The organism is Brevundimonas sp. EYE_349, from assembly GCF_023147505.1.
Classification (GTDB): Bacteria; Pseudomonadota; Alphaproteobacteria; order Caulobacterales; family Caulobacteraceae; genus Brevundimonas.
Window position 1 is genome coordinate 259960 of the sequence record NZ_JAHXPB010000003.1, and the last position, 25831, is coordinate 285790.

Here is a 25831-nt window from a genome sequence, read left to right on the forward strand (position 1 = left end):
TTCGGCTGCATGAACGTTAGAAATTCTAAACTGCACAGACGTCTCTATCTGGCGTTGAGTTCACTCTCGCCAGAAGGGTGGCGCCATACTCACCGGTAGGACCTGCGGCTCGCGCGCACCATTTCCTCCACCCAGTTGATCAGCAGTGTGGCGTACAACCGCTGATCGGCCGGGTCCCGCATCGCATGGGTGGCATCGGGCATGATCCTGTGGCTGAAGGAATTCACGTCCTTGAAAGCGGCCTGGTAGGACGCGATCACTTCTGGCGGAATACGATCGTCCTTGCCCGACTGCACGATCAGGACATCGCCCTGGAACGCCGCGCAGGCGGCGAGCGCCCTGTCTTCTCCCGGAGTCCGGCGCTGTTGTCTGTAGGCGCGCACCGCCGCCTTATCGAGCTTGGCCTTGGGCACGTCCCAGTGCTGATCCGGATAGAGGGCCGGGACACGCAGCGCCAACCAACGCACCGCCCTCGTCTTCGTCAGCAGAGCCGACAAATAGCCCCCGTAGCTTGTGCCGATCACGCCGATCGCGCCCGGATCGATCAGCGGCTGAGAAGCCAGATAATCATAGGCGGCCGTCACGTCGTCCAGACCATTCTGCCGAGTGACCTCGTCTCGGCTCGCATCGCTGTCGGCATGGCCCCTGAGGTCGAATGTGAAACAGATGCAGCCCAGGCGCGCGAGTTCCTCGGCGAGGCCGAGGTCTTCATCCTGGTCGCCGCCCCATCCGTGGACGAACAGAAACCCCGGCACGGGCGCTTCGGGCGTCAGGAGCGTGCCGGTCAACCGCTGTCCGTCGACCGACAGTCGAACGCGCCCTTCATCGACCTCTTCAGGCGCGATCACGCTGTCCTCGTCACATATTTCGTCATCGGTCCGACCTTTGGATCGACCCCCCGGAAATAGATCACATCGTCCGGGCCGACCTCTTCGAGGCCATAGACCTCCACCGTTGCGGTTTCGACCGCCGTGAGTTCCGGGGACGCCGCGAAGGCTTCAAGAGCGGCGATCTCGGCGCCGGTCGCGCCGCCGACACGCCAGGACTGCTCAAGCACGCCGACGCGCCTGCGGCCTCGCGCGTCCTTGCCGGCGAGGACGTCGTAGTTCCGCCGGGTCAGGATCAGATCCGGATAGGCGCGCTGGGCCGCGTCGTCGAACACGGCCGCGCAACGCACCGCTTCGACCGCTTCACGCGACAATCCGAGGTGGGTCAGACGGTCGAGATCGCCTCTGACGCATTTGAGCCTGGACCCGCCGTAAACCTCGCGTCCCTTGTGGTCCGTGGTTTCGCGTTGGTCGCCCACGTAGCTGATGCGCAATCCGCCGACTGAGAGGGTTCCTACGCTGTAGGTCTCCACGCCGACCAGGTTTTCCTCGAGCACGACGCCGAAGGCGCCGATCTGCGCTTCGTCCTGTTCGGCGATGACAGAGGCGAGCGCCTGCGGGGTCTCCACGACGGTCTGGCCCAGACCGGCCTTGGCCAGCACGTCCTTGATGCGGACGGGTCCGGTCTCCAGAAGGCGGCGGCCAGCTTCCATCGCGTCCGCGACGGTGAAGGCGGTGTAGCCGTCCAAAGCCGCGTCGCCCAGACGATCGGCCATGGCGGCGGACCAACCCGCCGGGCAAGCCGCGTCCCGGTGGATCAGACCATGCGTGATCGCCTTGGTGGCGATAAACCTAAGAGGGACCTTGCCCCCCAGCAGATTGGCCGATGTGAAGGCGGTCCGCGACGCCATGTCCTCGCCGATCAAGGTGTCACGTGGAACCAGCAGGACGTCGGGGCCGATGTCTTCGGCCTCCGAAACGAGGTCGACGACAGGGAGCCGCAGAAGGGCCGCGAGGCGTGAGACAAGCATCTGTCTCGACGCCTGGTCGTGCAGGTTTCCCGGATTGTGCCCAGCCGGATCGAAGAGCGCGATGGCCGCAAGCGCCGCGGCGTTCGTGAAGGAAGGCATCGGGGCGATGCCGAGTGAATCGACGAAGGTCATGGCGGTTGGCGCCTCCTGTCGGAGGTCAACCCGAACACGCCTCAACGGTTCAGAACGCCGGACCATTCTTTTTGCGGACGCTGAAACTGATCAGCCTCTGGCGGCACGCGGCTGGATAGTCGCTCAAGCGGGCCGACGGCAGGCGGACGGGCGGGGGGCGATGTTCGATATCGTACCGGTGTCGGATGATGTTTCGGGACGTTCGACATCGATCCCGCCGCTGCGACGCCGCGCAGGAACTTGTCGGCCGGACGTCGATTACCTCAAGTTGCACAATAACATGGGTAACGCTGATCCACGGAGACGGCGAATGATAAACGCGATGGCGGAAGGATTCGAACAGGCGGCCGGCAGGACCGACGGTCCGAACCCCGACGAGCAAAGTTGGCTGATCCGATCGGTCGAACTGCTGCTCCGGCAAGCCTTTCCAACCTTCATCGTCGTCGGGCGCGGTGAAGCGACCTACTTCAATGCGGGCTTCCGGGACCTCCTGCTCTCCCCAGCCGCCGTTCAGGGCGCGAAGGTTGAGGACGTCGCGCCGTCTCTCGCCGCACAGCTTTCCGCCGCATTCGAACGGGGATGGGCGGACGAGCAGACGTCGGCGACCGATCTCCACCTTCACGTCGATCGTCCAGGCGGCGCTCAAGAAACCTGGTTGACCGTAGCGATCACGCCGGTCTCTCGCGGCGGCAAGCCCCTCGCCCTTCTCGGCGTCTGTCGCGACGTGACCGAGGAAAGGTCTCTGCGCGCGCGTCTGAACACAGCGGAAAGCCGCCTCCAATCCCTGGCGGATATTGCGCCGCTCTTTCTCTGGCGGCTGGACGCCCGTGGCGTCGTCCGCTGGATGAACACCCGCGCACAAACCTATCTCGGCGTGGGTCTGGCGCAGGCCAAGGCGCAAGGATGGGTCGGCTGGCTCCACCCGACAGAGCGCGACCAGGTTGTGGCGACCTGGGGCAGATCGGTCGCCCTCGCCGAGCCCTTCGAAAGCCGACACCGCCTGAGGGACGTCGCCGGCGACTACCGATGGTTCGATATCCGGGCGGCGCCCCAGTTCGACGAATCGAGAGCGCTGACCGAATGGCACTCAGCGGCCACGGAACTGCTCGAGCCGACATCTTCGCCCTCACCGCGGCGTTTCCTCTGGACCGCCGACGCCGCCGATGGCGCACGCGACTACCTCGGCGCGAATGCTCAGGCGGGCTGGCCGGATGAACGGAGCGCTCGCGTGACCTGGTCCGATCAGCTCGCCGCCGTTTTCGAAGTGGATCGCCCCGCTTACGAGTCGGCGCGTCGGACGCTTCAAGCCGGTCAGCCCATGGCGTTGAGCTACCGTGTACTCGCCCGAAACGGGGATGTTCTCGCCGTCGACGATGTGGCCCATCCGGTGATCCAAGGCGATGGCGCAATCCGGATGTTCGTCGGTGAAAGCGCGATCCGAGCGCTTCCCCGGACCGAAATCCTCATGATCGACCCTACGGATCGCGGCCAGCCGCTCGCGCGTCGCTTGCGGGATGCCGGGATCACCGTCCAGACGGTTGTGAGCCTTCCGTCCCCGCCCCGCACCCGAAAGACGACGAACGCGATCCTCTACTGCTCGTCCTCGACCGTCGCGGACATCCTGGAGATGGCTGACCACGTCAAGCGGACATGGCCCCCCGTTCCGCTGGTCGTACTCGGAGATCCTGCGGCGTCGCCGAGCGCCATCATCACCCTGCATCAAGCCGGAGTGACCGATCTGATGTCCTATTCGGACGATGACGACAGCCACGTCTCGGCGATCCTGAAACACACCGAAAAATATCACGATTTCAACGCGCTCGACGACCTACCTAGTAGAGCTGCCAGGGAGGCGCTTTCCAGGCTTTCGGACCGCGAGCAGGAGATCCTGTCCCTGGCCGTCGGGGGCGGTACGTCCAAGACGATCGGGCGCGCATTAAACCTTAGTCCGAGGACGGTCGACTATCATCGTGGAAAGGCTTTGGACAAGCTGGGGCTGCGCACGGTCAGCCAGGCGACAGACCTTTTCACGCCGGAACGGCCCTACCCGATCGAACCGAAGACCGTTCGAAAGTAGAACCCTCGCGCGACATCTAGGGATTCGAAAACACGTCACGATTGTGTCCGAGCGGACATTAGCCTCTCCAGTCGGGAGCCGCCTCTGCGCCTTCCGACGCTGGGAGGTTAGGAATGCAAACTCGTTCGACGCTCGACAGACTGCCGACATTGAGCGGCGCAAACTTGGCGACGCGGCTGCTGGTCGCCGCCCTCTACGCCTTGGGCGCAGTCTTGCCTCTTGGCGTATTCGCCGCCGCGCCGGCACGGGCGCAGACAAGCATCGTGGACGTCTGCACGGGCGTCGCGCTCCCAAGGTCCGCGGTCACCGACATTATACGCCCTGTGATCACGGGCATCGCCAGCCCCATCGAAAACAGCGTCAACGGCCTATTGTCGGTTTTGGCCCCGCGCCTGGCGCTCAACGCGACCACCCTGCTCGACGACGCCGCCCGCGGGCGGGACATCACGTTGCGCGTGCTCGACGTGAACGGCAATGTCGTCGATGCAGCCAATAGCTGCATTAACCAGGCCGACGCCTTCACCCTCTCCAACGAGGCGGGGATTTCCATCGGCGGCAACCGGATCACCGGGCTGGGCTCTGGCGGCGCGGTCGCCATCGCCGGCGAGCTCAACTCCATCGCCTTCGGCAACGGCTCTCGCACTGCGGCCACTTCGGCCGACGCAATCGCCCTGGGTCGCACGGCCCGCGTGCTGGCTAATGCGGGGCGGTCCGTCGCCCTGGGCGCCGACGCCTCTGTCGGCGTGTCCAACAGCCTGGCGCTGGGCGCCAGCAGCGCCGCCCTGAGGGGCGCGCTCGCCAACTATGCGGCGACGGGACTGTCCACGCTTCAGACCTCGGTCGGCGAGGTGTCTTTCGGCGCGGCCGGGGCGGAACGTCAGCTTACCAACATCGCCGCCGGCTCAGACGACACAGACGCGGTCAACGTCGGCCAGTTGCGTGGGGTGTCGACCAACCTTCAGGCTCTGGCCGACTTGGCTGTCACCTATGACGATCTCAGCGCCTCGGTCCTGACGCTTGGGGGACTTGGCGGAACGCGGATCACCAATCTGACGCTGGGCCAGCTGGCCGCCGGCTCGACCGACGCCGTGACAGGCGGCCAACTGTTCGGCCTGGGATCCAGCTTGGCCGCGGAAATCGGCGGAAGCACCGCCTTCGATCCCGCGACGAGCACGATCAACATCGGCCTGACCTACGACGGCGTGGTCTACAGCACGGTGCAACAGGCGCTTGATGCAATCCTCGCCGCGCCCGGCGGCGGAACGCCTTTCCTGGCGGTCAACTCCGCCCTGGGCGGGGCGCTTGCCGCCGGCGTCAACGCCACAGCCGTCGGACCGGCCGCCTCTGCCGCCGCCGACAACAGCGTGGCCCTGGGCGCCGCCAGCCTCGCCGATCGCGGGGCCCTGGCTGGCTATGCCGCCCTTGGTCTCAATGCGCTACAGACCTCCGCTGGCGAAGTGTCGCTTGGCGGCGTCGGTTCGGAGCGTCAGCTAACGCATGTCGCGGCCGGCTCAGAGCTGACAGACGCGGTGAATGTCGGCCAGCTGCTTGGCGTCTCGAACGACCTGCAGGTCTTGGCCGACATCGCCGTCGCCTATGACGATCCCACGGCGGCCAGCCTGACGTTGGCCGGCGTCGGGGGCACGGTCATTTCCAATGTGTCGGCGGGCGACCTCGCCGCCGGCTCCACCCAGGCCGTCAACGGCGCCCAGCTGTTCGCGACCAACACCCAGGTTTCGCTGAACACCACGGCCATCACCAATCTAGGGACGGATCTCAGCGCCCTGTCCGACACGGCTGTGATGTATGACGACCTGCTGGCCGGTCGCGTGACCCTGGCCGGCGTCAACGGCACGGTTCTCGCCAATGTCGCAGCCGGCGCCCTGAACGCGACCTCGACCGAGGCCGTCAACGGCGGGCAGCTGTTCGCCACCAACGCCCAGGTCGACATCAATACGAGCGCCATCACCAATCTGACCACCAATCTCGGCTCCCTGTCCGACACGGCCGTGATGTATGACGACCTGCTTGCCGGTCGCGTGACCTTGGCCGGCGTCAACGGGACCGTGCTCGCCAATGTCGCCGCCGGCGCTCTGGACGCGACCTCGACCGAGGCCGTCAACGGCGCCCAGCTGTTCGCCACAAACACCCAGGTGGCCCTGAATACCGACGCCATCGCAAATATCGCCGCGGTGTCGGCATTGGCGGTCGTCTACGACGATCCCAGCTTCGACACCCTGACGCTGGCCGGCGCCGCCGGCACCACTATCAGCAACGTGGCGGCCGGCGAGCTCAGCGCGGCGTCGACCGAAGCGGTCAACGGCGCCCAGCTGTTCGCGACCAACGCCCAGGTGGCGAACAACACCGCCGACGTCGTCACCAATACGACCGCCATCACGACGATCACCAACAATCTGAACAATGGCGCGGTCGGCGTGGTGCAGTATTCGAACGCGGCCGATCCGACGGTTCCGAACGGCGGCGTGGCCACCAACGACGTAACGCTCGTCGGCGCCCTGACCGGTCCGGTGGGACTGCATAACGTCGGGGCCGGCCTGATTGCGACCGGGTCAACCGATGCGGTCAACGGCGGCCAGGCCTTCGCGCTCGGCCAGAGCCTCGCCACCGGCTTCGGCGGCGGCTCCGCCTTCAATCCGCTGACCAACACCCTGGACGTCGCCATCACCTACCAAGGCGTCCAATACGCCAGCATCCAAGGCTTCCTGAACGCCCTGTCGGCGGCTCCGGTCGGCGGCGGCTCCAGCGCCTATCTGGCCGTCAACTCCAACCTGGCGCCGGCGACTGCTCAAGGTCAGGACGGCGTCGCCGTCGGCCCTGAAGCCCAGGCTGTCGCCGACAACAGCATCGCTCTTGGCGCAGGCAGCCTTGCGGATCGCACCGCCCAGACCGATTACGTCGCCCTGGGCGTCACGGGCTTGCAATCCTCGGTCGGGTCGGTGTCGTTCGGCTCGGCGGGCGCCGAACGGCAGCTGACAAACGTCGCCGCGGGCACGGCGGCGACCGATGCGGTCAATGTCGCCCAACTTCAAGGCGTCTCGAACCGCGTAGATGCCTTGGCGGGGACCGCCGTATCCTACGACACGACCACCCGCGACACCCTGACCCTTGCAGGGGCCAACGGCACGACCATCACCAATGTCGCCGCAGGGCAGGTCAACGCGACCTCGACGGACGCCGTCAACGGATCGCAGCTGCACGCCACCAACACCCAGGTCGCGCTCAACACCACGGCGATCACCAATCTGACCAATAACATCGCCAACGGCGGCCTGGGCCCCGTGCAATATAGCGACGGCGATGATCCCGAGACGCCGAACGGCGGCGTCCGCTCCGACGACCTGACCCTGGTCGGCGCCAGCGGCGGCGCGGTGGGCCTGCATAATGTCGCCAACGGCCGTATCGCCGCCGGCTCCACCGACGCCGTCAACGGCGGCCAAATCTATCAACTGGCCTTCGCGGCGACCAATGCGGTCCAGTACGACACCGACGCGAACGGCGGTCGCACGAACAGCATCACCTTCCAGGGCGGCGACGCCACCGCCCCGGTGACGCTGAACAATGTCGCGGCCGGCGCGGTTACAGCCACCTCTACAGAGGCGATCAACGGATCACAGCTTTTCCAGACCAACCAGGCCGTCGCGACGGCCCAGACGACGGCCGACAACGCGCTCGCTCTGGGTCAAAACTCGCTTCAGTACGCCGATCAAGGCCAGACCCGTGTCGTTCTGGGCCGCAGCAACGGACCTGCCGTCACCGTAAGCAACGTCTCGGCCGGGGTCGCCGACACCGACGCCGTCAATGTGCTCCAACTGCGGGAGAGCATGAACGAAGCGATCCAGCAGTCGAACACCTACACCGACATGCGGCTGGCGGCGGTCAACTACAATGTCCAGGAAGTCCGCAAGCTGGCCTTCGCCGGCACGGCGGGCGCCCTGGCGGCGGCCGGGATGCCGCAGATCGCCGAGCGCGGAAAGTCGATGTTCGCGGTCGGCTACGGCGCCTATGAGGGCCAGTCGGCCATGGCCATGGGCTACTCCCGCGCCCTGGGCGACGGCTCCATGGTCTTCCGGGCCGGCGCCACCTTCGACACCCAGAACCACGTCGGCGCCAACGCCGGGGTCGGCTGGCGGTTCTGACACGGGGCGGGGGAATGGAGGCTTCCCCCGCTCCTTTTCTTCAACGCAACGGATCAGAGACAGCATGCATCCCCCTCGCTTTTCCGCGATGAACGACGACGATTTCGCAGCGATGAAGGTCCGCTTCATTGCGGCAGGCGACAGGCTGACAGATCTTCAGCTCCTGGAACTGGCTGACTGCTACCATGAGATGCTCAGGCAACGCCGGACCGGTCGCAGACATCAGCCGTCGTTTGGCTCCTCTGACCGAGATCGGATCGCAGCTGAACCTCGGACCTTCTGACGGCCGACGATGTCTCGCGGCGGCGATCCCGATCTGCGAGATGCCCCAGATCCAGAAGACGAAAACGACCGCTCCGAAGCGGAAACAAACGGGCTGGGAACTTTCACCTGCCGATCCGCCGACAAGAACGGCAACGGCACGACCGGGGCTTTTATCAAGCGGCGGCGCGCGGTCCCCAGTGGGGGAAGGGGTCGTCGAACTTGGCCCAGCCCTTGGGCCCGCGCTCCATCTCGAACCGAGTCAGAAGGGCCGCGTCGAACATCGAGGTCAGCAGGTCGCGATACATGTCCTTGCCGATCAGCACGATCTCCTGACGCCGGTCGCCATAGGGGCGGCGCCAGATCGCCTCGATTGATTTCAACCAGTCCGCGTCGTCGTCGGGCCAGCGGTCGCGCGGCGCCGAGGCCCACCACAGGCCGCCCCACTCATGTTCGGTCACGGCGCCGGCCTGACTCCAGGACCCCACATAATCCATGCGGCTGGCCAGCCAGAAGAAGCCCTTGGAGCGCCAGACGCCCGGCCATTCCCGGTGCAGAAGGTCATGGAAACGGCGCGGGTGGAAGGGCCTGCGCGCCCGATAGACAAAGGTGGAGACGCCATATTCCTGGGTCTCGGGCGTGACCTCCCCGCGCAGGGCCTGAGACCAGCCGGCCGCCTGTTCGGCGCGCGCCATGTCGAACAGGCCCGTGCCGATCACCGCCTTCAACGGGACGGCGCCGCGCACCGCCTCCACGATCCGGGCGCGGGGGTTGAACTGGGCCAGCATGGCCCGCAGCACGCCCTTCTGCGTCTCGTCCAGCAGGTCAACCTTGTTCAGCACGATGACGTCGGCGAACTCGATCTGGTCGATCAGCAGATTGGCGACCGTGCGCTCGTCGTCCTCGCCCATGTGTTCGCCGCGAGCCTTCAGCCGGTCGGTGGAGGGATAGTCGCGGTGGAAGTTGAAGGCGTCCACCACCGTCGCCATGGTGTCGATCCGCGCCAGATCCGACAGGCTGAAGCCGTCCTCGTCGCGGAAGTCGAAGGTGGCGGCGACCGGCATCGGCTCGGAGATTCCGGTGGATTCGATCAGCAGGTGGTCGAACCGCCCCTCGCGCGCCAGCTTACCCACCTCGATCAGCAGATCCTCGCGCAGGGTGCAGCAAATGCAGCCGTTCGACATCTCCACCAGCCGCTCCTCGGTGCGCGACAGGTCCGCGCCGCCGCCGTCGCGCACCAGGGCCGCGTCGATGTTCACCTCGCTCATGTCGTTGACGATCACCGCGACCTTCAAGCCGTCGCGATTGGCCAGCACATGGTTCAGCAGGGTCGTCTTCCCGGCCCCGAGAAAGCCGGACAGGACTGTGACGGGCAATTTGGGAAAGGCGGACATGACGATCTCTCTTGAAGCCTGACAGCGAGGGGGCTAGAAGCGAATGTTATGTTATAACATATATAGGCATCAAGGTTTTTATGGCGGTTGGCGCTGTCGTTCAGGGGATGAGTCCCACGGTCTTCACCACCCTGGTCGAACCCCAGGTCAGGATGGCGGTCTGGTCTCGCCCGGCGCCAGCCGAGGTCGACGGACCGGACGACTTCGAGGCCGTGTGGAACGGCCTGCGGATCGCTTCGTCGGGACCGGCGCCCGGCTGGCTGATGAACGACATCCTGGGGCTGGGCGACATCCTGTCCGCCGTCAGCGGCGGCCTGACATGGCGGGCGCGCTTCGGCACGGCGACCACGCGCGTCTGCCCCCGGTTTCACCAGGATGCGATCTCCGTGCGACTGATCGCGACCTACGAAGGGCCCGGCACGGAATGGGCTTTCGCCAGCGATCTCGGCGAGGATATGGACGCCCGCCGCGCCGAAACACGGGGTCGTATCCGTACCCTGCACCCCGGCGATATCGCCATCTTGAAAGGTTCGGCGCCCGGCTGGGAGTGCTGGCCCGAGTTTCCTGTCGTGCTGCACCGCTCGCCGCCGGCCAGCCGCAAGGCGATCCGGCGGGTGCTGACCATCGACGTCTTGCAGCCTGAGGGCTAGGGGCTTCGGTGGTGTCGGAGTGAGCTTCATCACCTCCACTTAGGCGCAAGATCAATCAGCGTGGGGATTTCGCCCGCGCTAGAATGGGCGATCCAAAGAAGCGCCTTCGCTTCCAGCGACGCCTGGCCGGCGGCCGCTTTCACATGGCTCAACTCTCCGCAACCCTGAGGCCGGAAACGGACACAGGAAACCGCGACTTGGCGTTGCGGTTTTGATCACATCGACGCTCGCCGCGAGACTTGGATCATGACCTCGAATCCGCCTGCCCGCCCGATCAAAGCCGACTCTCGACGCGGCTTGGCCCAAGGGGGCTTGGGAGGCTTGGAGGACGAACTTCTCGAAGACGGTCAGGAAGAAGTGTTTTCTCGTGCAGAGGTCGAAAACGGCGCGATCGAACACCACTCCGGTGAACCGCCCTGCCCCGACAATTTGCGATCATGACCGCCGGTCTGAAAAAACCGATACCTTCCAACGCCGCGCATCTCTGTATCGATATGCAGCGACTGTTCGTGGAAACCACAGAATGGCGAGCGCCGTGGGCGGAATGCATTCTGCCGGTCATTGTCGAGCTTTGCGAAGCTCGACCGGATCGCGTCTGGTTCACCCGCTTCATTCCCGCCGCCAACCCAGCCGACGCCGTCGGCGCATGGGTCGGCTACTGGGAACACTGGTCGTCGATGACGCTCGAAGCGCTTGACCCGGGCCTGATCGACCTCGCCCCGCCCCTTCAGCGATTTGCGCGGCACGAGCGTGTGGTGGACAAGCGCGCCTATTCGCCCTGGTTCGGCGCCGCGTTGCACGAAAAATTGCAGCAGGCCGGCGTCGACACGATCCTGATCACCGGCGCCGAAACCGATGTGTGTGTTCTCGCCGCCGTGCTGGGCGCCGTCGATCTCGGCTATCGCGTGGTCGTGGTCACGGATGCAGTTTGCAGTTCGGCCGATGGGCCGCACGACAACCTGCTCGCCCTCTACAGCGACCGATTCAGCCAGCAGGTGGAAACTGCGGACAGCCAAGAGGTGCTGTCGAGCTGGCGCGGATGAAGTCCGGCCCTTCCATTCTCAGCTACCAGATTCGCTACGTTGAGGGCGGGGATCCCGAGACGCTGATCGCGGCCGATATGACCGACGCCATGCGCCAGGCCCGCCAGCGCGCCGAACTTAATGGGGCGGCCCTCGCCCTGTGGCGCGACGGTGTGCTGATCGCCGAATGCCCGCCTTCAACGACCGCCTCGGTCAATGACGGACCATCCGACCTTATCGCCCAGCTAGTCGAGGCGGGCGTCTATGTCTTCCCCGCCCCAGCGCAAGCGAGGCGGGAATGACGACCGGCAAATCCGTTCCGGACTGGCGACCGATCAGTCCGCCGGAAGAGCGCGGCGCCCGAGATGGCGCACTTCCCGCCTATGTGGCCAACGGCATGATCGGATTGCGCGTACGGGAGATGGCGCTCGCCCCGGGCATGACCATTGTCAACGGCGTCGTCGGCGAAGACCCGGAACGCCGTATCGAGGCCGGCGCGCCGGTCCCCTATCCGCTGGAAGCCGATGTTTGCATCAATGGCGTCTGGCTGTCGGACCAGCCCTGGTGCGTGGGCGACCTGCGCCAAACCTATGATTTCGCGACCGCCGAACTGACCAGCCGCTGGCGCGCCCATATGGCTGGCGTGATCGCCGATATCGAGGTCGTCACATTCGCCAGCCGCACGGCGCCAGCCGTGGTCATGCAGGAGGTCTCCGTGCGGCCGGACGCGCCATGCCACATCCGCCTGCGCGCCCGAACCTCGACCGCCGATCTGCGAGGGCGGGTTGTTCGGCGCCGAACCGACACGCCCGGAGAGACAGAACCCGCCTGCGACGGCTCTCTGCTGTGGTCGACCGAAGGCGACCTGTCGACCTGCGGGATCGCGCTGTGGACGGAGGCGGAGCCGGCGGCCGGACGTGACGTGACGCGCTGGGATGCGTCAGGCCCGCTGCAAACCACCTACGATTTGGGCCGGGTAGGCAAGCTCGGCGCGCGCCTACGGCAGATGGCGGCCCTGGTTCCATCCCTGATCCATGCGCGACCCGACGAAGAGGCGGTGCGTCGGGTCGCGCGCGCGGCGCAGACCGGGTTCGAGCTGCTGCGTTCCCGCAACCGCGACGCCTGGCGTGAGCTGTGGCGGGGTCGGATCGTCGTGACGGGCGCAGAGCCGACGCATCAGGCCCTGATCGACGCGGCCTTCTTCTATCTGAACAGCTCGGTCCACGCCGCCTCGCCCGCCGCGACCTCGATCTTCGGCCTGGCCGCCTGGCGCGACTACTCCTACTATTTCGGCCATGTGATGTGGGACATCGACGCCTTCTGCGTGCCGCCTTTGATCCTGAGCCAACCTGATGCGGCGCGCGCCTTGCTGGACTTTCGATCGCGCGGCCTAGCGGCGGCGGCGTCTAATGCGCGGCTGTCCGGTCGTCAGGGTCTTCAGTTCCCGTGGGAAGCGGCGCCTTTGACGGGGCAGGAGGCGACGCCTGGCGGCGGTTCGGGGGCCGCGCATGAGGATCACGGCTCTCTACACGTGGCGCGCGCCTTCAGCCTGTTCGCAGACGCCACCGGGGACGAGGCCTTCTTGCGCGAACAGGCCTGGCCCGTGTTGGAAGGCGTCGCGGACTGGATCGTCAGTCGATTGACCCTGACGGGCCGCGGCTACGAACTGAAACGCGCCACGGGACCGGCGGAGGTTCCCGATCCACCGGACAACGACGCCTTCACCTTGATGTTGGCCGACGATGTGCTGTCGCGAGCCATCGACGCCGCGCGGTCTCTGGGACGAACGCCGCCCGCATCGTGGCAAGCCATTCGCGAAAACCTGTATCTTCCGATCCGGTCGGACGGAGCGATCGCGGCCCACGACGACTTCCGCGTCGACGAGCCCAAGGGCGCGACGCCCTCGCCGTTGGCGGGTCTGTTTCCCGGCGGACACCGAGCCGAGCCAGCGACGGCGCGCCGTACGCTCGAACTCTATCTGTCTCACTGGCAGGCCTATGTCGGCGCGCCGATGTTCCCGGCGCTCTATGCCGCCTGGGCCGCGATGGCGGGGGACCGGGCGTCGGCCCTTGAGCTGTTCGACGCCGGATACGCCGCCTATGACGCCGGCCGTTTCCACCAATGCTTGGAATACCGTCCAGACCATCCGGACAGCGAAACGGCGGCAGGCCCCTTCTTCGCCAATCTGGGCGGCATGCTGATGGGATTGATCTATGGTCTGACGGGGCTGGAGGCGCGAGGCGAGCCGACGGCCTGGCCGACGCGGGCCGCCATATTGCCGTCGGGCTGGAAGGCCATCACGATTGAGCGGATATGGCTGGGCGACCGATGCGTTCGCCTGAACGCCGAGCATGGGGCGCGGGCCAGCCTCACCTCGCTCTGACCGGCAGGACGAGGGAGGCCCCGACGGCGGCGATCCCCTCAGGCCGCCCTGGAGGACGTCGAGACCGCCTCCCCCTTGACCTCCGGCGCGTGCCGCAAGCAGCAGGCGTGGGCGGCCAGCACGGCGCGATCCAGCACAATGGTTCGGCCGCGCACCGTGCGGATCGCGCCCGCCGTCCGCAGGGTCTGGCACGCGCCGTTGACGCTGCTTCGGCGCAGGCTCAGCATTTCGCCGACAGCGGCCTGACACAGGGGCACATCGGCCCCATTGCAGGCGGCATCCATTTCCAGCAGCAGGCTGGCCACACGCGATACGGCCGGATGCGCCATGGCGCAGGCCAGCCGCCCCTCCAGGATGCGCGTTCGCCGAACGCCTGCGGACAGCAGGAACCGCAGCCCCTCGTCGCCCGCCTCTCGCAGGAAGCCGACGAGCGGCGCCCGATACAGCGTTCCCCCCGTCAACCAGCGCCCTGACGCGCCCCCGCCCAGGTCAACCAGATCACCCGCCGCCGCGACCCCGGCGTTGACCCTGCTCTGATCCACCCGCAGCAGCAGACAACCGGACAGGACCACACCGATCTCACCGTCAGGTGTGAACGGATCGCCAGCGCCCGGCGCGCGGATTTCGCCCAAGCGAAGAGCGCGGCTGCGCCGTTCGAACGACAGGGGTTCAAACGCGCGCCACAGGCTTAGGACGTCTTCGCGCAAGGGCTGGGGGTCGGTCAGCGTATCGTCGGATGTCGGGAGAACGGCCATCCCTCAACAATACGTCCCTAACGAACCGCCGCATTCACATGCGTTAAGCCGCGTCTTGTCAGAATAACGTCATTCAGTCTTCGTCGTCTTCGAAACGCGTGGTGGACCCCGCGCCCGGCCCGGCCCCCAGATCGGCGCCGGTGACCGGATTGCTGTCCGGATCGGACGTGGTGCGAAGCGCGAACGCCGTCACACTGTCGGTTTGCGCGGGCGATAAGGCCACGCTGGCCGACCCGTCGCCGCCGTCGACGGCGGACTGGGCGTCGCGATCGTCGACGAACTCCCACTGTTCGCCCTGATTCCAGGGGCCGCGCGCATCGCCCTCGCCCTGGGACATGTCATAGTATTTGTCGGCGAAGTCCGGCAGACCGCCCAGCTTGCCGGCCGGGAAGTTCGGCTCCATCGCGTACAGGGCCTTTTCGAACGACTTTTGGTGGGCGACCTCGCGGGTCATCAGAAAGGCCAGGGCGTCCTTCACGCCGGGATCGTCGGTGCAGTTGATCAGCCGCTCATAGACGATCTTGGCCCGCGACTCGGCGGCGATGTTGGAGCGCAGGTCGCAGGCCGGATCGCCGATGGAGTCGATGTAGGCCGCCGTCCACGGCACGCCGGCCGAGTTCACCAGAGCGGGCGCGCCGCCGTAGAGGATCGAGGTGGTGTGGCTTTCGCCGCCCGCGTTCAGAGAAGCGTAGAGGTCGGCCTCCTCCATCGCAGCCTCGGCCAGATGGCCCTTGATGCCTCGGTTCAGCATCGACACGATCGATCCGATCACTTCCAGGTGGCTGAGTTCTTCGGTGGCGATGTCCAGGAGCATGTCCTTGCGGCCGGGATCTTCGTCCGCCAGCGCCTGGGTGAAATAGCGCATGGCGGCGGCCAGCTCGCCCTGCGGCCCGCCGAACTGTTCGAGCATCAGCGTCGCCAGGCCGGGGTTCGGCTCGGAGACGCGGACGGTGTACATCAGTCTCTTATTGTGCATGAACATTGGGGATGGTCCTCTCAATTCAGTCGAGGTAACCGGGCCTCGGATCGCCTGTTCCGAAGGTCGCTTGTTGGGCTTTAGGCCCTGAACAGCGAGGCTTGTTCGCCGCTTCCATAAGCCATGCACGGAATTGGACACTCGGAACGGGCCGCCGAAAGGCGGCCTTGAACCTTCTTTTCGAGGAGGTCTCCATGTCTATTGTCGACAAGGCGCTCGCCGCCGTCACGCCGCAACCCAGCGAAGAAAAACGCGCCCAGGCGACGGCGAAAGCCCGGGCCGCCGCCTCGCCCGGGGACTGGCTGTCGATGGTGCTGGATCACCATGACGAAATCCGGTCAGCTTTCGCCGCCGGGCGCGCAGCGACCGGCGCGGCGGATCGCACGGCGGCGTTCAAGGCGCTCGCTCTGGTGCTGAACGGCCATTCGCTGGCCGAGGAGCTGGTTCTGTATCCTGCCATGGGTCAGGCCGGCGAAAAGATGCACGCCGCCCACGCCTATCTGGAACAGACCACCGCCAAGGCGCAGATGGCCGAGCTTGAGAACATCGCGCCGTCCAAACAGGCCTGGCTGGACAAGTGGGAGCATATCGAAGGCGCTGTCCTGACCCACATGTTCGAAGAAGAGAGCGATTGGTTCCCGAGGCTGAAAGCCAAGGGCGAGCATCAGCCGCGTCTAGGAGCCCGCTACGCCGAGGAGTTCGGCCGCTATGTCGGCGCGCCGACGTCCCAAGCCGCCTGATTCCGACTGTTCAACGAAAAGGAGGCATCGACCATGGCCGAACCCCTATCGACCGACGCCGACGTTCAATCGCCGGCCTTCAACGACAAGGACGAGGTGGAGGGCGCCTATGACGCCACCAGCGTCCGCGCCGTCATGATCAACCGGCCGCGTCAGGACCTGTACGACTACTGGCGCGACTTCCGAAACCTGCCCAGCTTCATGGAAAACGTGAAGGCGGTCGATGTGCTGGGCGATGCCCGTTCGAGCTGGACGGTCGCCGGCCCCGCCGGGGCCGAGATCGAACTGGTCAGCGAGATCACCGAGGACCGGCCCGGCGAATACATCGCCTGGCGATCGACCGAAGACAGCGACATCGACCATGAGGGCTGGATCGAGTTTCGCGACAACGCCTTTGGTCGCGGCACGGAGGTCCGGGTCCTGATCAGCTACGACCCACCCGCCGGCGCGGTCGGCAAGCTGGTCGCCAAGGTGATGCAGCGCGAGCCTCGGGTTCAGGCTCGGCGCGAGCTGCGGCGCTTCAAACAGCTGATGGAGACGGGTGAAATCTCGACGTCCAAGGCCCCCAACGCGGGGCCGCGCGCCGACCGTCATTTCTGATCCCCGGAAGGAAATCCCATGCGCGCCTTGACCTGGCACGGCAAACACAATGTTCAGGTGGACACGGTTCCCGACCCGCAGATCGTCAATCCACGCGACGCGATCATCAAGATCACGGCGACGGCCATCTGCGGTTCTGACCTTCACCTCTACGACAGCGTTATTCCCGGCATGTCGAACGGCGACATCCTGGGCCACGAGTTCATGGGCGAGGTGGTCGAGATCGGCCGGGGCCACACCAGCCTTCAGGTCGGGCAGAAGGTGGTCGTCCCGTTCGTGATCGCCTGCGGCTCCTGCTTCCACTGCGGCAAGCAGCAGTTTTCGGCCTGCGACAACTCCAATCCGGCGGACAAGTCCGACGCCTCGGAGATCGCCTATGGCTATCCGGCCGCCGGCCTGTTCGGCTACTCGCACCTGACGGGCGGCTATGCCGGCGGTCAGGCGGAATATGTCCGCGTCCCCTATTCCGACATCGGCCCGATCGTGGTTCCCGACGGCATCGAGGACGAGCGGGTGCTGTTCCTGTCCGATATCTTCCCGACCGGCTGGATGGCGGCCGAGAACGCCGAGATCGAGCCCGGCGACACCGTAGCGATCTGGGGCTGCGGCCCGGTCGGCCTGTTCGCGATCAAGAGCGCCAAACTGATGGGCGCAGGCCGCATCATCGCGATCGACCACCACCCACGCCGGCTGGCCTTGGCCAAGGCCAATGGGGCGGAGGTCCTAAACTATCACGAGGTGAAAGTGCGCGAAGCCCTGATGGAGATGACCGCCGGCATCGGCCCCGACGCCTGTATCGACGCCGTCGGCATGGAGGCGCACGGCTTCGCCCCCGATAACCTCATCGATGCGGTCAAGCAGGAGACCAAACTGGGCACCGATCGCCAGCATGTGCTGCGCGAAACCCTGATGGCGTGTCGGAAGGGCGGACGCGTCTCGATTCCCGGCGTCTACGGCGGCATCGGCGACAAACTGCCGATCGGCGCGCTCATGCAGAAGGGCCTGACCATCAAGACCGGCCAGACCCATGTTCAGAAATATCTGCCCGCGCTTTTGCAACTCATCCTGGACGGCAAGATCGACACGACCGATCTCATCAGCCACCGGCTGCCGCTGGAGCAGGCGCCGGAGGCCTACAAGAACTTTCACGACAATCCGAACGAATGGACCAAGGTGGTGCTGACGCCGCACGGATGAGGATCGCAAGGGACGTTCGCCTCACCCCACTCGCCTGGGCGGCCGCGTCCCTTGCACCCTGCTGATCGGGGACAGATCCGGTGCGGTCGTCACCGTTCGGCGTAGACAAGGCGTCCCTCGAATACGGGCGAGCCCTCGGCGTCGCGGACCGCGATCACGAGGGTCGCATCGCCACCGTCGCGCGCATCGACGAACATTTCCGCAAGCGCCTCGCGGGCCAACCGGCGCGCAGCCGTCGCGGTCGCGCAGTCGACGCCGATCGGGTCGCGTCGCGCGCCTGTCTGATCGATCGTATCGAAGAAATATCGCATCTCAGACCTTGGCGTTCGGCTTGGTGCCTCGGAGGTGAAGGTAGCTCGGGTCGAAACCCGCAAACGCCGCAAGGCGTTCGACGTTCGGAATCCTTACGTATCGCCCTGCGGTCTGGATCAGATTCTCTCCCCGCAGGGCCATGAGGGTGCGGTTGACATGGACCGGGCTCATCGCCGTCATGTCGGCCAGCTGCGTCTGCGTCAGGGGCATTTCCAACCCGTCCGGGTCTGCGGCGCCGATGGCGCCAAGGCGCACATGGAGCTCGCAGATCAGATGCGCCAGACGCTGATCGGCAGGCCGCTGGCCGATGTTGACCAGCCATTCGCGAAGGGTGCCTTCGTCAGCCAAGGTCGCCCAGTTGAACGCGAGATTGATCCTCGGGTTTTCCGTCAGACGGTTAATGGACGCCGGAGTGATCTGCGCCACCTTGGCGTTGGTCAGGACCCCGATGCCATGATCCATCTCCGTCAGTATCTGGACATGCAGATCGCACATGTCTCCGGGGACGAAGATCGCCATCACCTGACGCTGTCCCCCATCCAGCAGCTTGTAGCGGCATCCCCATCCCTCAAGCACCACGTGCACGTTGCGCGGGACATCGCCTTGGGGCGACACATCCTCTCCGGCCTTGAACGCGCAAACGTCCTGGACCGCGGCGCGCAGCTCGGCCCGATCGTCATCAGTCAGGTCTGCGCCGTGCTCGAGCTTGCGGATGAAGGGGTCGATCATGCTGCTCGCCTCGTCGTTCCAGCCCGACCTTAACCGGAGCACGCGAAGATTGCACCTTCGCTAACGCCCGAACGGTGATCCGCAAAAGCGTCGGCGCTTAACGCAGGTTAGTGAGAGGAAGGCGTACCTGCGTCATCGGTGACGAATGGCGATGTTCTCTGGCCCGAAACTTCGACGCGCGCGGTGCTCAAACGGCCGCTTCGGCCGCTTGACGGCTTGGTTCATCGCGCTGGCCTGCGCCGGCGTCGCGACGGCTCTGGTCGTCGATACGCTGATACGGCTTCAAGGCTGACGGCCCGACGCATCGCCGCCGAACGCGTCTTGCGCGCCGCATCCGCACGGGGCCGCTGGGCGCGAAGGCCGCCCCGTTGAAGCGCCGTCCGACTCCACAAACCGTCGTCGCCGTGTCAGCCTTGGCGCCGGGAGGACTGAAGATGGCGACGCGGAAGACCCTCATCAAAGCGCGGGCCTGGGTCCGCCTCCAGCCCTTAGAGCCGCTCGCCCGACGACAGGTCTTGCGGTCATCCTGGCGGCTCTCGACGCGGCGCCGGAAACCCGCAGGCACCCTCGCTGACGCGATCAAGGCCGAGGCCGGGCAGGCCTTCGACAAGGAGGCGATCGCCTGATATGGCCGCCAAGCTGAAGGTCTTCGCCTGGTCCGACGGCTTTCACGCCTTCACCGTCGCCACGACGTCGCGACCGAAGGCGCTTGAAGCCTGGGGCTCCAAGCAGGACCTTTTCGCGACCGGCCTGGCCCGCCCGCTCACGGGCGGTCCCGACTATGACGCCGCCTTGGCCGCCCCGGGCGAGGTGATCACGCGCAGTCTTGCGATCGATCTCGGCAAGATCGGCAAGGCCAGGCGATCCAGGACGCGCGGGCCGTCAAGGGCGAAGGCCGCCAGGATCAAAACGCTGCAAGCCGCGCTCGCCGATCTGGACCAGAGCCACCAGGCGGCGATGGCCGATTTCGACGCTCAACAGACCGCGCTTGATGCAGCGCGACGAAAGGCGAAGGCCCGCCATGCGACGGATCGCCAAACCCTGTTGGCGGATTTGGAGGCGGTCAGGGCCTCGGCCCAATAATCGAACCCCGCCACAACCGACTCGGCCGGACCGGACCCGCCGAACAGATCGATCTGCCCTGGCGCGGCGCGACAAGGCCAGTCGATCGGCGCCGCAGCCCGCCGTCACCAGATTGGACACGCTCACGCCCACCAGGTGCACGCGCCCGGCTTGGTGGATGGAGGGACCGAACCCGCAGCCGGCCGAGGTCGCTTAACGCCTCGCACGAGGCGACGGGCTCGGACAGAGATGGGCTGCGGGTCGATAGCGCGCGATGTAAAGAAGGCGGTCGGCGCCGCCGATCATCCTGTATCGAACGAAGACACCGCTTTCACTCCAACGCTTTAGCGATTGTAGAGCGTCGTACGCGGCGCATAGGCCGCTGGCTCATCCCGCCAGCGCAGCCCGTTGCGGCTGACGAAGACGATCCGCTCCACACCTACGCTCATCTAGCCGGGGCTTGCCGTGGTTCTTGTTGAAATAGGGTTCTTGCCGAGCCATCTGCTCGTTCGCCGGCCAATACAGGCTAATCATATCCAGACTCCTTCGGAGCCTGAATCAGATCGCAAGCCTCACATCGACAGGAGCGATCCTAGGCTCAGGACTCATAGCCAGAAGAGCACCCTGCCCGCGAGGGCTATGGCGGACAGGAAGACGTTCGGGCAGCGATCATAGCGCGTGGCGACCCGTCGCCAGTCCTTCAGCCTGCCGACCCGAAGGGCGGCGCGTAGCAGCCAACATGATCTCGATGCGGTTGCGCCGTTTGTAGCGGCGCTTGTCGTAGCGGATCGGTTCGGTGCGAGTTTTGCGGCCTGGGATGCACGGCGTGATCCCCTTGGCCTGCAAGGCGTCCCGGAACCAGTCGGCGTCGTAGCCCCCGCCTCCCAGAAGCCACTGGGCGCGTGGCAGGCTGTCCAGAAGAGCGGCAGCGCCGATGTAGTCGCTGACCTGACCCTCCTAGCGGCCACAATGAGTCGAGGCCGTGTAAAAACGTGCTGAGCGACGGCGGGGCGGAGGTTGAGACGAAGCCCAGGACGCCTCCTGCTCACGCTCTGATGGCTTCCATCAGCGGCTTGGTTCCCAGCACGGCCATTCCCCCCTTCATGTTGTAGGCCAGGATGTGGAGGCTGATCTGGGTCTTCACGTTGGGTAGTCGCTTCATCAGGAAGTGGGTGTGGCCCATCCAGGCCTTGATCGTGCCGAACGGATGTTCGACCAGGCTTCGCCTTTCGCGCATGGCTCGGGGCCTGAGGTCCATCCGGGCCTGGAGCGCATCGATCACCGCTTCATGCTCCCACCGCGTGACCTTTCGTTCGACCGCAGGCGTGCACTGAGCCTTGATGCTGCAGCCTGAACAACTGGCTCTGTCCCAGTATCGATGCAGCGTCATGCCCGATACACAGCATGCGCAGCCTGCGCAGCTCTTAGCTTGTTCTGAGCAGGTTTTAACTTGTCCCGAAAACAATATCGGGACCACTTAACAGTGGCTCACCCGAACACGATAGGCGCTGGGGTTGAGAAAATCGACCACTTAGCGAGACCAGCTAAGAGCGCCTCAAACTGGCGCAAAACCACCTAAGACCTGCTCAGTCGGTTTCCTCGCGGGGACGGCGCTTCCCGCTCGCTCAATGCAGGCCCGCGTTTCGCCGCTCATGATCGATGAGGGAAAGCAGCTCGCGAAGGGGCTTCTCCATGGTCTCGAGCTTGATGGCTTGAAGTCGACCACCTCGACCGGAGGCGGATAGCATCGCCTCAAGCACGGCGTCCGAATGCCTCATGAGCTCAACCAGGTTTTCGCCGCTTGGACCGTTGCGCGCTTCGAACCAGTTCTTCACGGCCCGCTCGTTGGCGTTGGTTATTCGGCTGACGATCTTGCGCGACGAAAGCGAAGAGCCCCATTCATGGTGCAGGGCGTCAGCGATGAGCTTCGGGAAGGCGTCCATCATACACCTCACAGACCGGAAATTGTTTTCCGATTTTGGACCGAAGTTTTCAGTCCATTTTCGGAAAAGACTTTCGCTTCCGCTGTCAGTACGCCGCTTCGCTGACCGCATCGTGAAGGTGCGGAGCTTGTGCGTGCGAGATGGACCGACAGCGAGTTCAGCACGAAGGCGAGATGAAGCGCTCCGTGCGTGCGGCTCAGTATGTCCGCATGTCTACCGAGCATCAGAAATACTCGACTGAGAACCAGGCGGAGGCGATCGCGGCCTACGCTGCCCGGCGCGGGTTCGAGATCGTCCGCACCTATGAGGACGCCGGCAAGAGCGGGCTGCGGATGGATGGCCGCGCGGGGCTTCAGAAGCTGATCGCCGACGTCCGGAGCGGCTCGACCGATTTCAACGCCATTCTGGTCTACGACGTCAGTCGATGGGGCCGCTTCCAGGACTCCGACGAGAGCGCCTACTACGAGTTCATCTGTCGCGAGGCCGGCCTGGCGGTCCACTACTGCGCCGAGCAGTTCGAGAACGATGGCAGCCTGAGCGCGACGGTCATCAAGAGCATGAAGCGCGCGATGGCCGGCGAGTACAGCCGCGAGCTATCGGCCAAGGTGTTTGCAGGCCAGTGCCGCCTTATCACCTTGGGCTACAGGCAAGGCGGCCCCGCCGGATACGGCCTGCGCCGCCAGCTCATCGATGAGCACGGTGCTCCGAAAGGCCTTCTGGAACGTGGTGAGCAGAAGAGCTTGCAAACCGACCGGGTGGTGCTGACACCAGGCCCACCCGAAGAGGTGGAGGTGGTCCGCCGCCTCTATAGGCTCTTCGTGCTGCAGCAGCGATCCGAGGCTGAGATTGCCGCTCAGCTGAACGCCGAGGGATTGCGTACGGATCTGGGGCACCCGTGGACGCGCGCCACCGTCCACCAGGTGCTGACCAATGAGAAGTACATCGGCAACAACATCTACAATCGCCGCTCCTTCAAACTGAAGGCGAAGCGGGTCACGAATACCCCGGACATGTGGGTGCGCAAGGACGGCGCCTTCGAGGGCATCGTCGATGCGGACTTTTTCGACGCCGCTCAGCGCATCATCCAGGCGCGAAGCGCACGGTTCAGCGACGAGGAGTTGCTCGCCAGACTGTCCCAGCTCCTTGAGAACAAGGGCTTCCTCTCAGGCCTTATCATCGATGAAGTCGATGAGATGCCATCCACGTCCGTCTATCGGAAGCGCTTCGGCAGCCTTCTAAGGGCGTATCAGCTGGTCGGTTACTCCCCCAGCCGGGACTTCCGCTACATCGAGACGAACCGCGCGCTGCGGGCCATGCACCCGGACGTAGTCGCCTCCGTGGTGGAGGGGCTGCACGCCGCCGGCGGCCACGCCGACGTTGATGCGAACGGGCTCCTTAAGATCAATGCTGAGTTCAGCGCCTCGATCATCATCGCGCGCTGTCTAGAGACGCCTGCAGGCGGTCTGCGATGGAAGCTCAGACTCGACCAGGGGCTGAGGCCGAACCTCACCATCGCAGTGCGGATGGAGCCCGGCAACACGGAGATCCGGGACTACTACCTCCTGCCTTGGATTGAGTACGGCGCTGATCCGAGCCTGCGCTTGGCGCCCGACAACGGCCTGCTGCTCGACACCTTCCGTTTCGACGAGCTTGGGCCCTTCTACGACCTTGCTAGGCGCACGGAGCTTGCCGCCGCATGACAGACGCACCTGAAATCCGGCTGATCCCCGTCAATCAGATCACGGTCCTGAACCCGCGAGCGCGCAACAAGCGCGTGTTCCAGGAGCTGGTCACCAGCATCGAGCATCTTGGCTTGAAGAAGCCCATCACCGTGAGCCCTCGGCCCGGCCGATCTCGCTATGATCTTGTCTGCGGCCAGGGGCGGCTCGAGGCCTTCATCGCTCTTGGCCAAGACCAGATTCCAGCGATCATTGTCGATGCGTCAGAGGACGACTGTTTCGTCATGAGCCTCGTGGAGAACCTCGCTCGTCGGCAGCACACGTCGCTCGAGCTGGTGCGGGCCATCGGAGCGCTTAGGGAAAGGGGCTACTCGATCGATGAGATCGCTGCGAAGGTCGACTTCGGTCCTGACTACATCAGCGCGATCTGCCACTTGCTGGAGAACGGCGAAGAGAAGCTGATCTCCGCGGTTGAACGCGGCGTGATCCCTCACACCATCGCCATGGAGATCGCCAAAGCAAAAGAAGGCGATGTTCAGCAGGCCCTGGCCCAGGCGTACGAAGAGAAATCGATACCCGGCAATCAGGTTCTCGCGATCCGCCAGATCATCAATCAGCGAAACACCAGCGGCAAAGGCATTCACAGGACGACGAAGTTCAGTCGGAAGCCGACAACGGCGGGTGCTCTCATCCGCTCCCTTCAGCGCGAGACCGAACGGAGGCAGTCCTTCGCGCGTCGGGCTTCGCTGACACGTTCCAGGTTGGTGTTCGTCACCAACGCCTTGAGGCATCTGCTCAGCGAGGAGCGTTTCCAGTCCCTGATGAAGGCCGAGGGCCTGCACACGCTTCCAACAGCGCTGGCGTCGCGGTTGGCCCAGGAGCGGAGCTGATGCACGCAGTCAAGATCGCGTTTGAGCAGCGCGTCCGGCTCCTGCCGCTCGAGCAGATATTGCCGTCGAAGATGCTGACGGCCTCGGTCATCGACTCGGTGAAGTATCGAAGAATCGCCGCATCGGTGGCTGAGGTGGGTCTGGTTGAACCTCTCGTCGTGGCGCAGGTGAAGCCGGGAAGCACCTATACCCTGCTGGACGGCCATGTCCGTCTAAGCATCCTGAAAGAACACGGCGTTGAACGAGCGCGCTGCGTCGTGTCGTCCGATGACGAGGCCTTCACCTACAACAAGCGGGTCAACCGGCTGGCGACAATCCAAGAGCACTACATGATCGTCCGGGCCATCGAGCGTGGCGTCTCAGAAGAGAAGTTGGCGCGCGCTCTCAACGTCGACATCGGTTCCATCAGGAGCAGGCGACAGCTTTTGAATGGCATCCATGATGACGTGGCCGAGCTCCTCAAGGACAAGCCCGTCGGGATCCAGACCTTCAGCAAGCTGCGCAAGATGAAGCCCATCCGACAGCTGGAGGTCGCGGAGCTGATGGTGTCGGCCAACAACTTCAGCGCCAGCTACGCCCGCGCTCTGCTGGTCACAACCAAGGCGACCGACCTCGTGAATCCACAAGCGAAGGCCGTCCCTGGCCTAAGCCCTGAGCAGATCGATCGGCTGCAGCGCGAGCTCGATGCGGGGTCCCATGACTACCACGAGCTGGAGGCGTCGTTTGGCGACGACACCCTCGTGCTGGTCATCGCGGCAGGGTTTCTGGAGCGGCTCCTGTCTCGTCCTGCCATCGATGCCTACCTGGCCGACGCGCATCCAGAGATGTTGCAGAACTTCCGTTCGATCGTAGCGGCGGCGTCTCTCGATCAGACGGCTCAAGCCGCCTGACCAAAGTGCGTTTGGGGACCGGGACCCAATAAGCGCCGGGACCGTCGGAGAAGCCGCCGTGTGGGGCGGATCAAGGACGGTGGCGGGGATGACGGCGATCCCGTTCGGAGCCCGCTAGGCTGGT

22 protein-coding genes and 3 pseudogenes are annotated in these 25831 nt (G+C 65.2%); 14 read left to right on the plus strand and 11 right to left on the minus strand.

Annotated features, from left to right (window positions below; all coding sequences use genetic code 11):
• Nucleotides 1-89 precede the first annotated feature (89 nt).
• Nucleotides 90-848, minus strand: a complete 759-nt coding sequence (locus tag KZX42_RS07500) for an alpha/beta fold hydrolase (protein WP_248118538.1) — start codon at nucleotides 846-848, stop codon at nucleotides 90-92.
• Nucleotides 845-1990 (minus strand): DUF3182 family protein, encoded by a 1146-nt coding sequence (locus tag KZX42_RS07505; protein WP_348983619.1) that lies wholly within the window; start codon nucleotides 1988-1990, stop codon nucleotides 845-847. Before KZX42_RS07505 ends, KZX42_RS07500 begins: the two co-directional genes overlap by 4 nt.
• Here KZX42_RS07505 and KZX42_RS07510 point away from each other — a divergent pair.
• A complete protein-coding gene (locus KZX42_RS07510; RefSeq protein WP_248118542.1) occupies nucleotides 1920-4067 on the plus strand; it encodes a PAS domain-containing protein in 2148 nt (715 codons plus the stop codon). The genes KZX42_RS07505 and KZX42_RS07510 overlap by 71 nt on opposite strands.
• Before the next feature lie 149 nt (nucleotides 4068-4216).
• Nucleotides 4217-8224, plus strand: coding sequence for a YadA-like family protein (locus KZX42_RS07515; protein ID WP_248118545.1), 4008 nt, complete (start codon nucleotides 4217-4219; stop codon nucleotides 8222-8224).
• 437 nt (nucleotides 8225-8661) lie between these two features.
• On the opposite strand, the gene zigA is transcribed toward KZX42_RS07515, so the two are convergent.
• The gene (gene zigA / locus KZX42_RS07520; RefSeq protein ID WP_248118547.1) at nucleotides 8662-9879 is read right to left on the minus strand and encodes a zinc metallochaperone GTPase ZigA; all 1218 of its coding nucleotides are present in this window, start codon (nucleotides 9877-9879) and stop codon (nucleotides 8662-8664) included.
• 80 nt (nucleotides 9880-9959) lie between these two features.
• On the opposite strand from zigA, the gene KZX42_RS07525 reads away from it, so the two are divergent.
• The 4 genes from KZX42_RS07525 to KZX42_RS07540 all read left to right on the plus strand — a co-directional run bounded on the left by KZX42_RS07525 (nucleotide 9960) and on the right by KZX42_RS07540 (nucleotide 13934).
• The gene (locus tag KZX42_RS07525) at nucleotides 9960-10529 is read left to right on the plus strand and encodes a DUF1826 domain-containing protein (protein WP_248118549.1); all 570 of its coding nucleotides are present in this window, start codon (nucleotides 9960-9962) and stop codon (nucleotides 10527-10529) included.
• A 437-nt stretch (nucleotides 10530-10966) separates the two neighbouring features.
• A complete protein-coding gene (locus tag KZX42_RS07530; RefSeq protein ID WP_248118551.1) occupies nucleotides 10967-11572 on the plus strand; it encodes an isochorismatase family cysteine hydrolase in 606 nt (201 codons plus the stop codon).
• Nucleotides 11569-11853 (plus strand): hypothetical protein, encoded by a 285-nt coding sequence (locus KZX42_RS07535; RefSeq protein WP_248118553.1) that lies wholly within the window; start codon nucleotides 11569-11571, stop codon nucleotides 11851-11853. The genes KZX42_RS07530 and KZX42_RS07535 overlap by 4 nt, the downstream gene beginning before the upstream one ends.
• A complete protein-coding gene (locus KZX42_RS07540) occupies nucleotides 11850-13934 on the plus strand; it encodes a glycoside hydrolase family 65 protein (RefSeq protein ID WP_248118555.1) in 2085 nt (694 codons plus the stop codon). The genes KZX42_RS07535 and KZX42_RS07540 overlap by 4 nt, the downstream gene beginning before the upstream one ends.
• A 38-nt stretch (nucleotides 13935-13972) precedes the next feature.
• Here KZX42_RS07540 and KZX42_RS07545 read toward each other — a convergent pair whose 3' ends face one another.
• Entirely contained in the window at nucleotides 13973-14689 is a 717-nt protein-coding gene (locus tag KZX42_RS07545; protein WP_248118560.1) for a helix-turn-helix domain-containing protein, read from the minus strand.
• Between the two features lie 73 nt (nucleotides 14690-14762).
• Nucleotides 14763-15671, minus strand: coding sequence for a manganese catalase family protein (locus tag KZX42_RS07550; protein ID WP_282438851.1), 909 nt, complete (start codon nucleotides 15669-15671; stop codon nucleotides 14763-14765).
• 188 nt (nucleotides 15672-15859) lie between these two features.
• Here KZX42_RS07550 and KZX42_RS07555 point away from each other — a divergent pair, with 188 nt between their 5' ends.
• Genes KZX42_RS07555 through KZX42_RS07565 form a run of 3 tightly spaced genes read left to right on the plus strand, consistent with a single transcriptional unit; the run spans nucleotide 15860 to nucleotide 18202 of the window.
• Nucleotides 15860-16405 carry a hemerythrin domain-containing protein gene (locus KZX42_RS07555; RefSeq protein WP_248118566.1) on the plus strand — a complete coding sequence of 182 codons (546 nt, stop codon included), beginning with the start codon at nucleotides 15860-15862 and terminating at the stop codon, nucleotides 16403-16405.
• A 33-nt stretch (nucleotides 16406-16438) separates the two neighbouring features.
• A complete protein-coding gene (locus tag KZX42_RS07560; RefSeq protein WP_248118568.1) occupies nucleotides 16439-17005 on the plus strand; it encodes an SRPBCC family protein in 567 nt (188 codons plus the stop codon).
• A gap of 18 nt (nucleotides 17006-17023) precedes the next feature.
• Nucleotides 17024-18202: a zinc-dependent alcohol dehydrogenase gene (locus KZX42_RS07565; RefSeq protein ID WP_248118569.1), complete on the plus strand. Its 1179-nt coding sequence runs from the start codon at nucleotides 17024-17026 to the stop codon at nucleotides 18200-18202.
• An 89-nt stretch (nucleotides 18203-18291) separates the two neighbouring features.
• On the opposite strand, the gene KZX42_RS07570 is transcribed toward KZX42_RS07565, so the two are convergent.
• Nucleotides 18292-18513, minus strand: a complete 222-nt coding sequence (locus KZX42_RS07570; protein WP_248118571.1) for a hypothetical protein — start codon at nucleotides 18511-18513, stop codon at nucleotides 18292-18294.
• Between the two features lies 1 nt (nucleotide 18514).
• Complete coding sequence (locus tag KZX42_RS07575; RefSeq protein ID WP_248118573.1) at nucleotides 18515-19243, minus strand: Crp/Fnr family transcriptional regulator; 729 nt, start codon at nucleotides 19241-19243, stop codon at nucleotides 18515-18517.
• A 434-nt stretch (nucleotides 19244-19677) separates the two neighbouring features.
• On the opposite strand from KZX42_RS07575, the gene KZX42_RS07580 reads away from it, so the two are divergent.
• Together KZX42_RS07580 and KZX42_RS07585 are read left to right on the plus strand one after the other, a co-directional pair.
• Complete coding sequence (locus tag KZX42_RS07580) at nucleotides 19678-19869, plus strand: hypothetical protein (protein ID WP_248118574.1); 192 nt, start codon at nucleotides 19678-19680, stop codon at nucleotides 19867-19869.
• Nucleotide 19870: 1 nt separating this feature from the next.
• Nucleotides 19871-20326, plus strand: a complete 456-nt coding sequence (locus KZX42_RS07585; RefSeq protein ID WP_248118576.1) for a hypothetical protein — start codon at nucleotides 19871-19873, stop codon at nucleotides 20324-20326.
• Between the two features lie 291 nt (nucleotides 20327-20617).
• Here KZX42_RS07585 and KZX42_RS07590 read toward each other — a convergent pair.
• From KZX42_RS07590 to KZX42_RS07605, 4 genes and pseudogenes are all read right to left on the minus strand, one after another.
• Nucleotides 20618-20839 (minus strand): annotated as a pseudogene (locus KZX42_RS07590) (transposase); the annotation flags it as partial.
• A 71-nt stretch (nucleotides 20840-20910) separates the two neighbouring features.
• Nucleotides 20911-21259 (minus strand): annotated as a pseudogene (locus KZX42_RS07595) (transposase); the annotation flags it as partial.
• Between the two features lie 91 nt (nucleotides 21260-21350).
• Nucleotides 21351-21701: pseudogene (locus KZX42_RS07600) on the minus strand (transposase); the annotation flags it as partial.
• Between the two features lie 229 nt (nucleotides 21702-21930).
• Complete coding sequence (locus tag KZX42_RS07605; protein WP_248118578.1) at nucleotides 21931-22251, minus strand: hypothetical protein; 321 nt, start codon at nucleotides 22249-22251, stop codon at nucleotides 21931-21933.
• 170 nt (nucleotides 22252-22421) lie between these two features.
• On the opposite strand from KZX42_RS07605, the gene KZX42_RS07610 reads away from it, so the two are divergent.
• The 3 genes from KZX42_RS07610 to KZX42_RS07620 are packed head-to-tail and all read left to right on the plus strand — an operon-like array spanning nucleotide 22422 to nucleotide 25707.
• Nucleotides 22422-23948 carry a recombinase family protein gene (locus tag KZX42_RS07610; RefSeq protein ID WP_248118580.1) on the plus strand — a complete coding sequence of 509 codons (1527 nt, stop codon included), beginning with the start codon at nucleotides 22422-22424 and terminating at the stop codon, nucleotides 23946-23948.
• Nucleotides 23945-24817: a plasmid partitioning protein RepB C-terminal domain-containing protein gene (locus KZX42_RS07615; RefSeq protein ID WP_248118581.1), complete on the plus strand. Its 873-nt coding sequence runs from the start codon at nucleotides 23945-23947 to the stop codon at nucleotides 24815-24817. The genes KZX42_RS07610 and KZX42_RS07615 overlap by 4 nt, the downstream gene beginning before the upstream one ends.
• Nucleotides 24817-25707: a plasmid partitioning protein RepB C-terminal domain-containing protein gene (locus tag KZX42_RS07620; RefSeq protein ID WP_248118583.1), complete on the plus strand. Its 891-nt coding sequence runs from the start codon at nucleotides 24817-24819 to the stop codon at nucleotides 25705-25707. Before KZX42_RS07615 ends, KZX42_RS07620 begins: the two co-directional genes overlap by 1 nt.
• The last annotated feature ends 124 nt before the right edge of the window (nucleotides 25708-25831 follow it).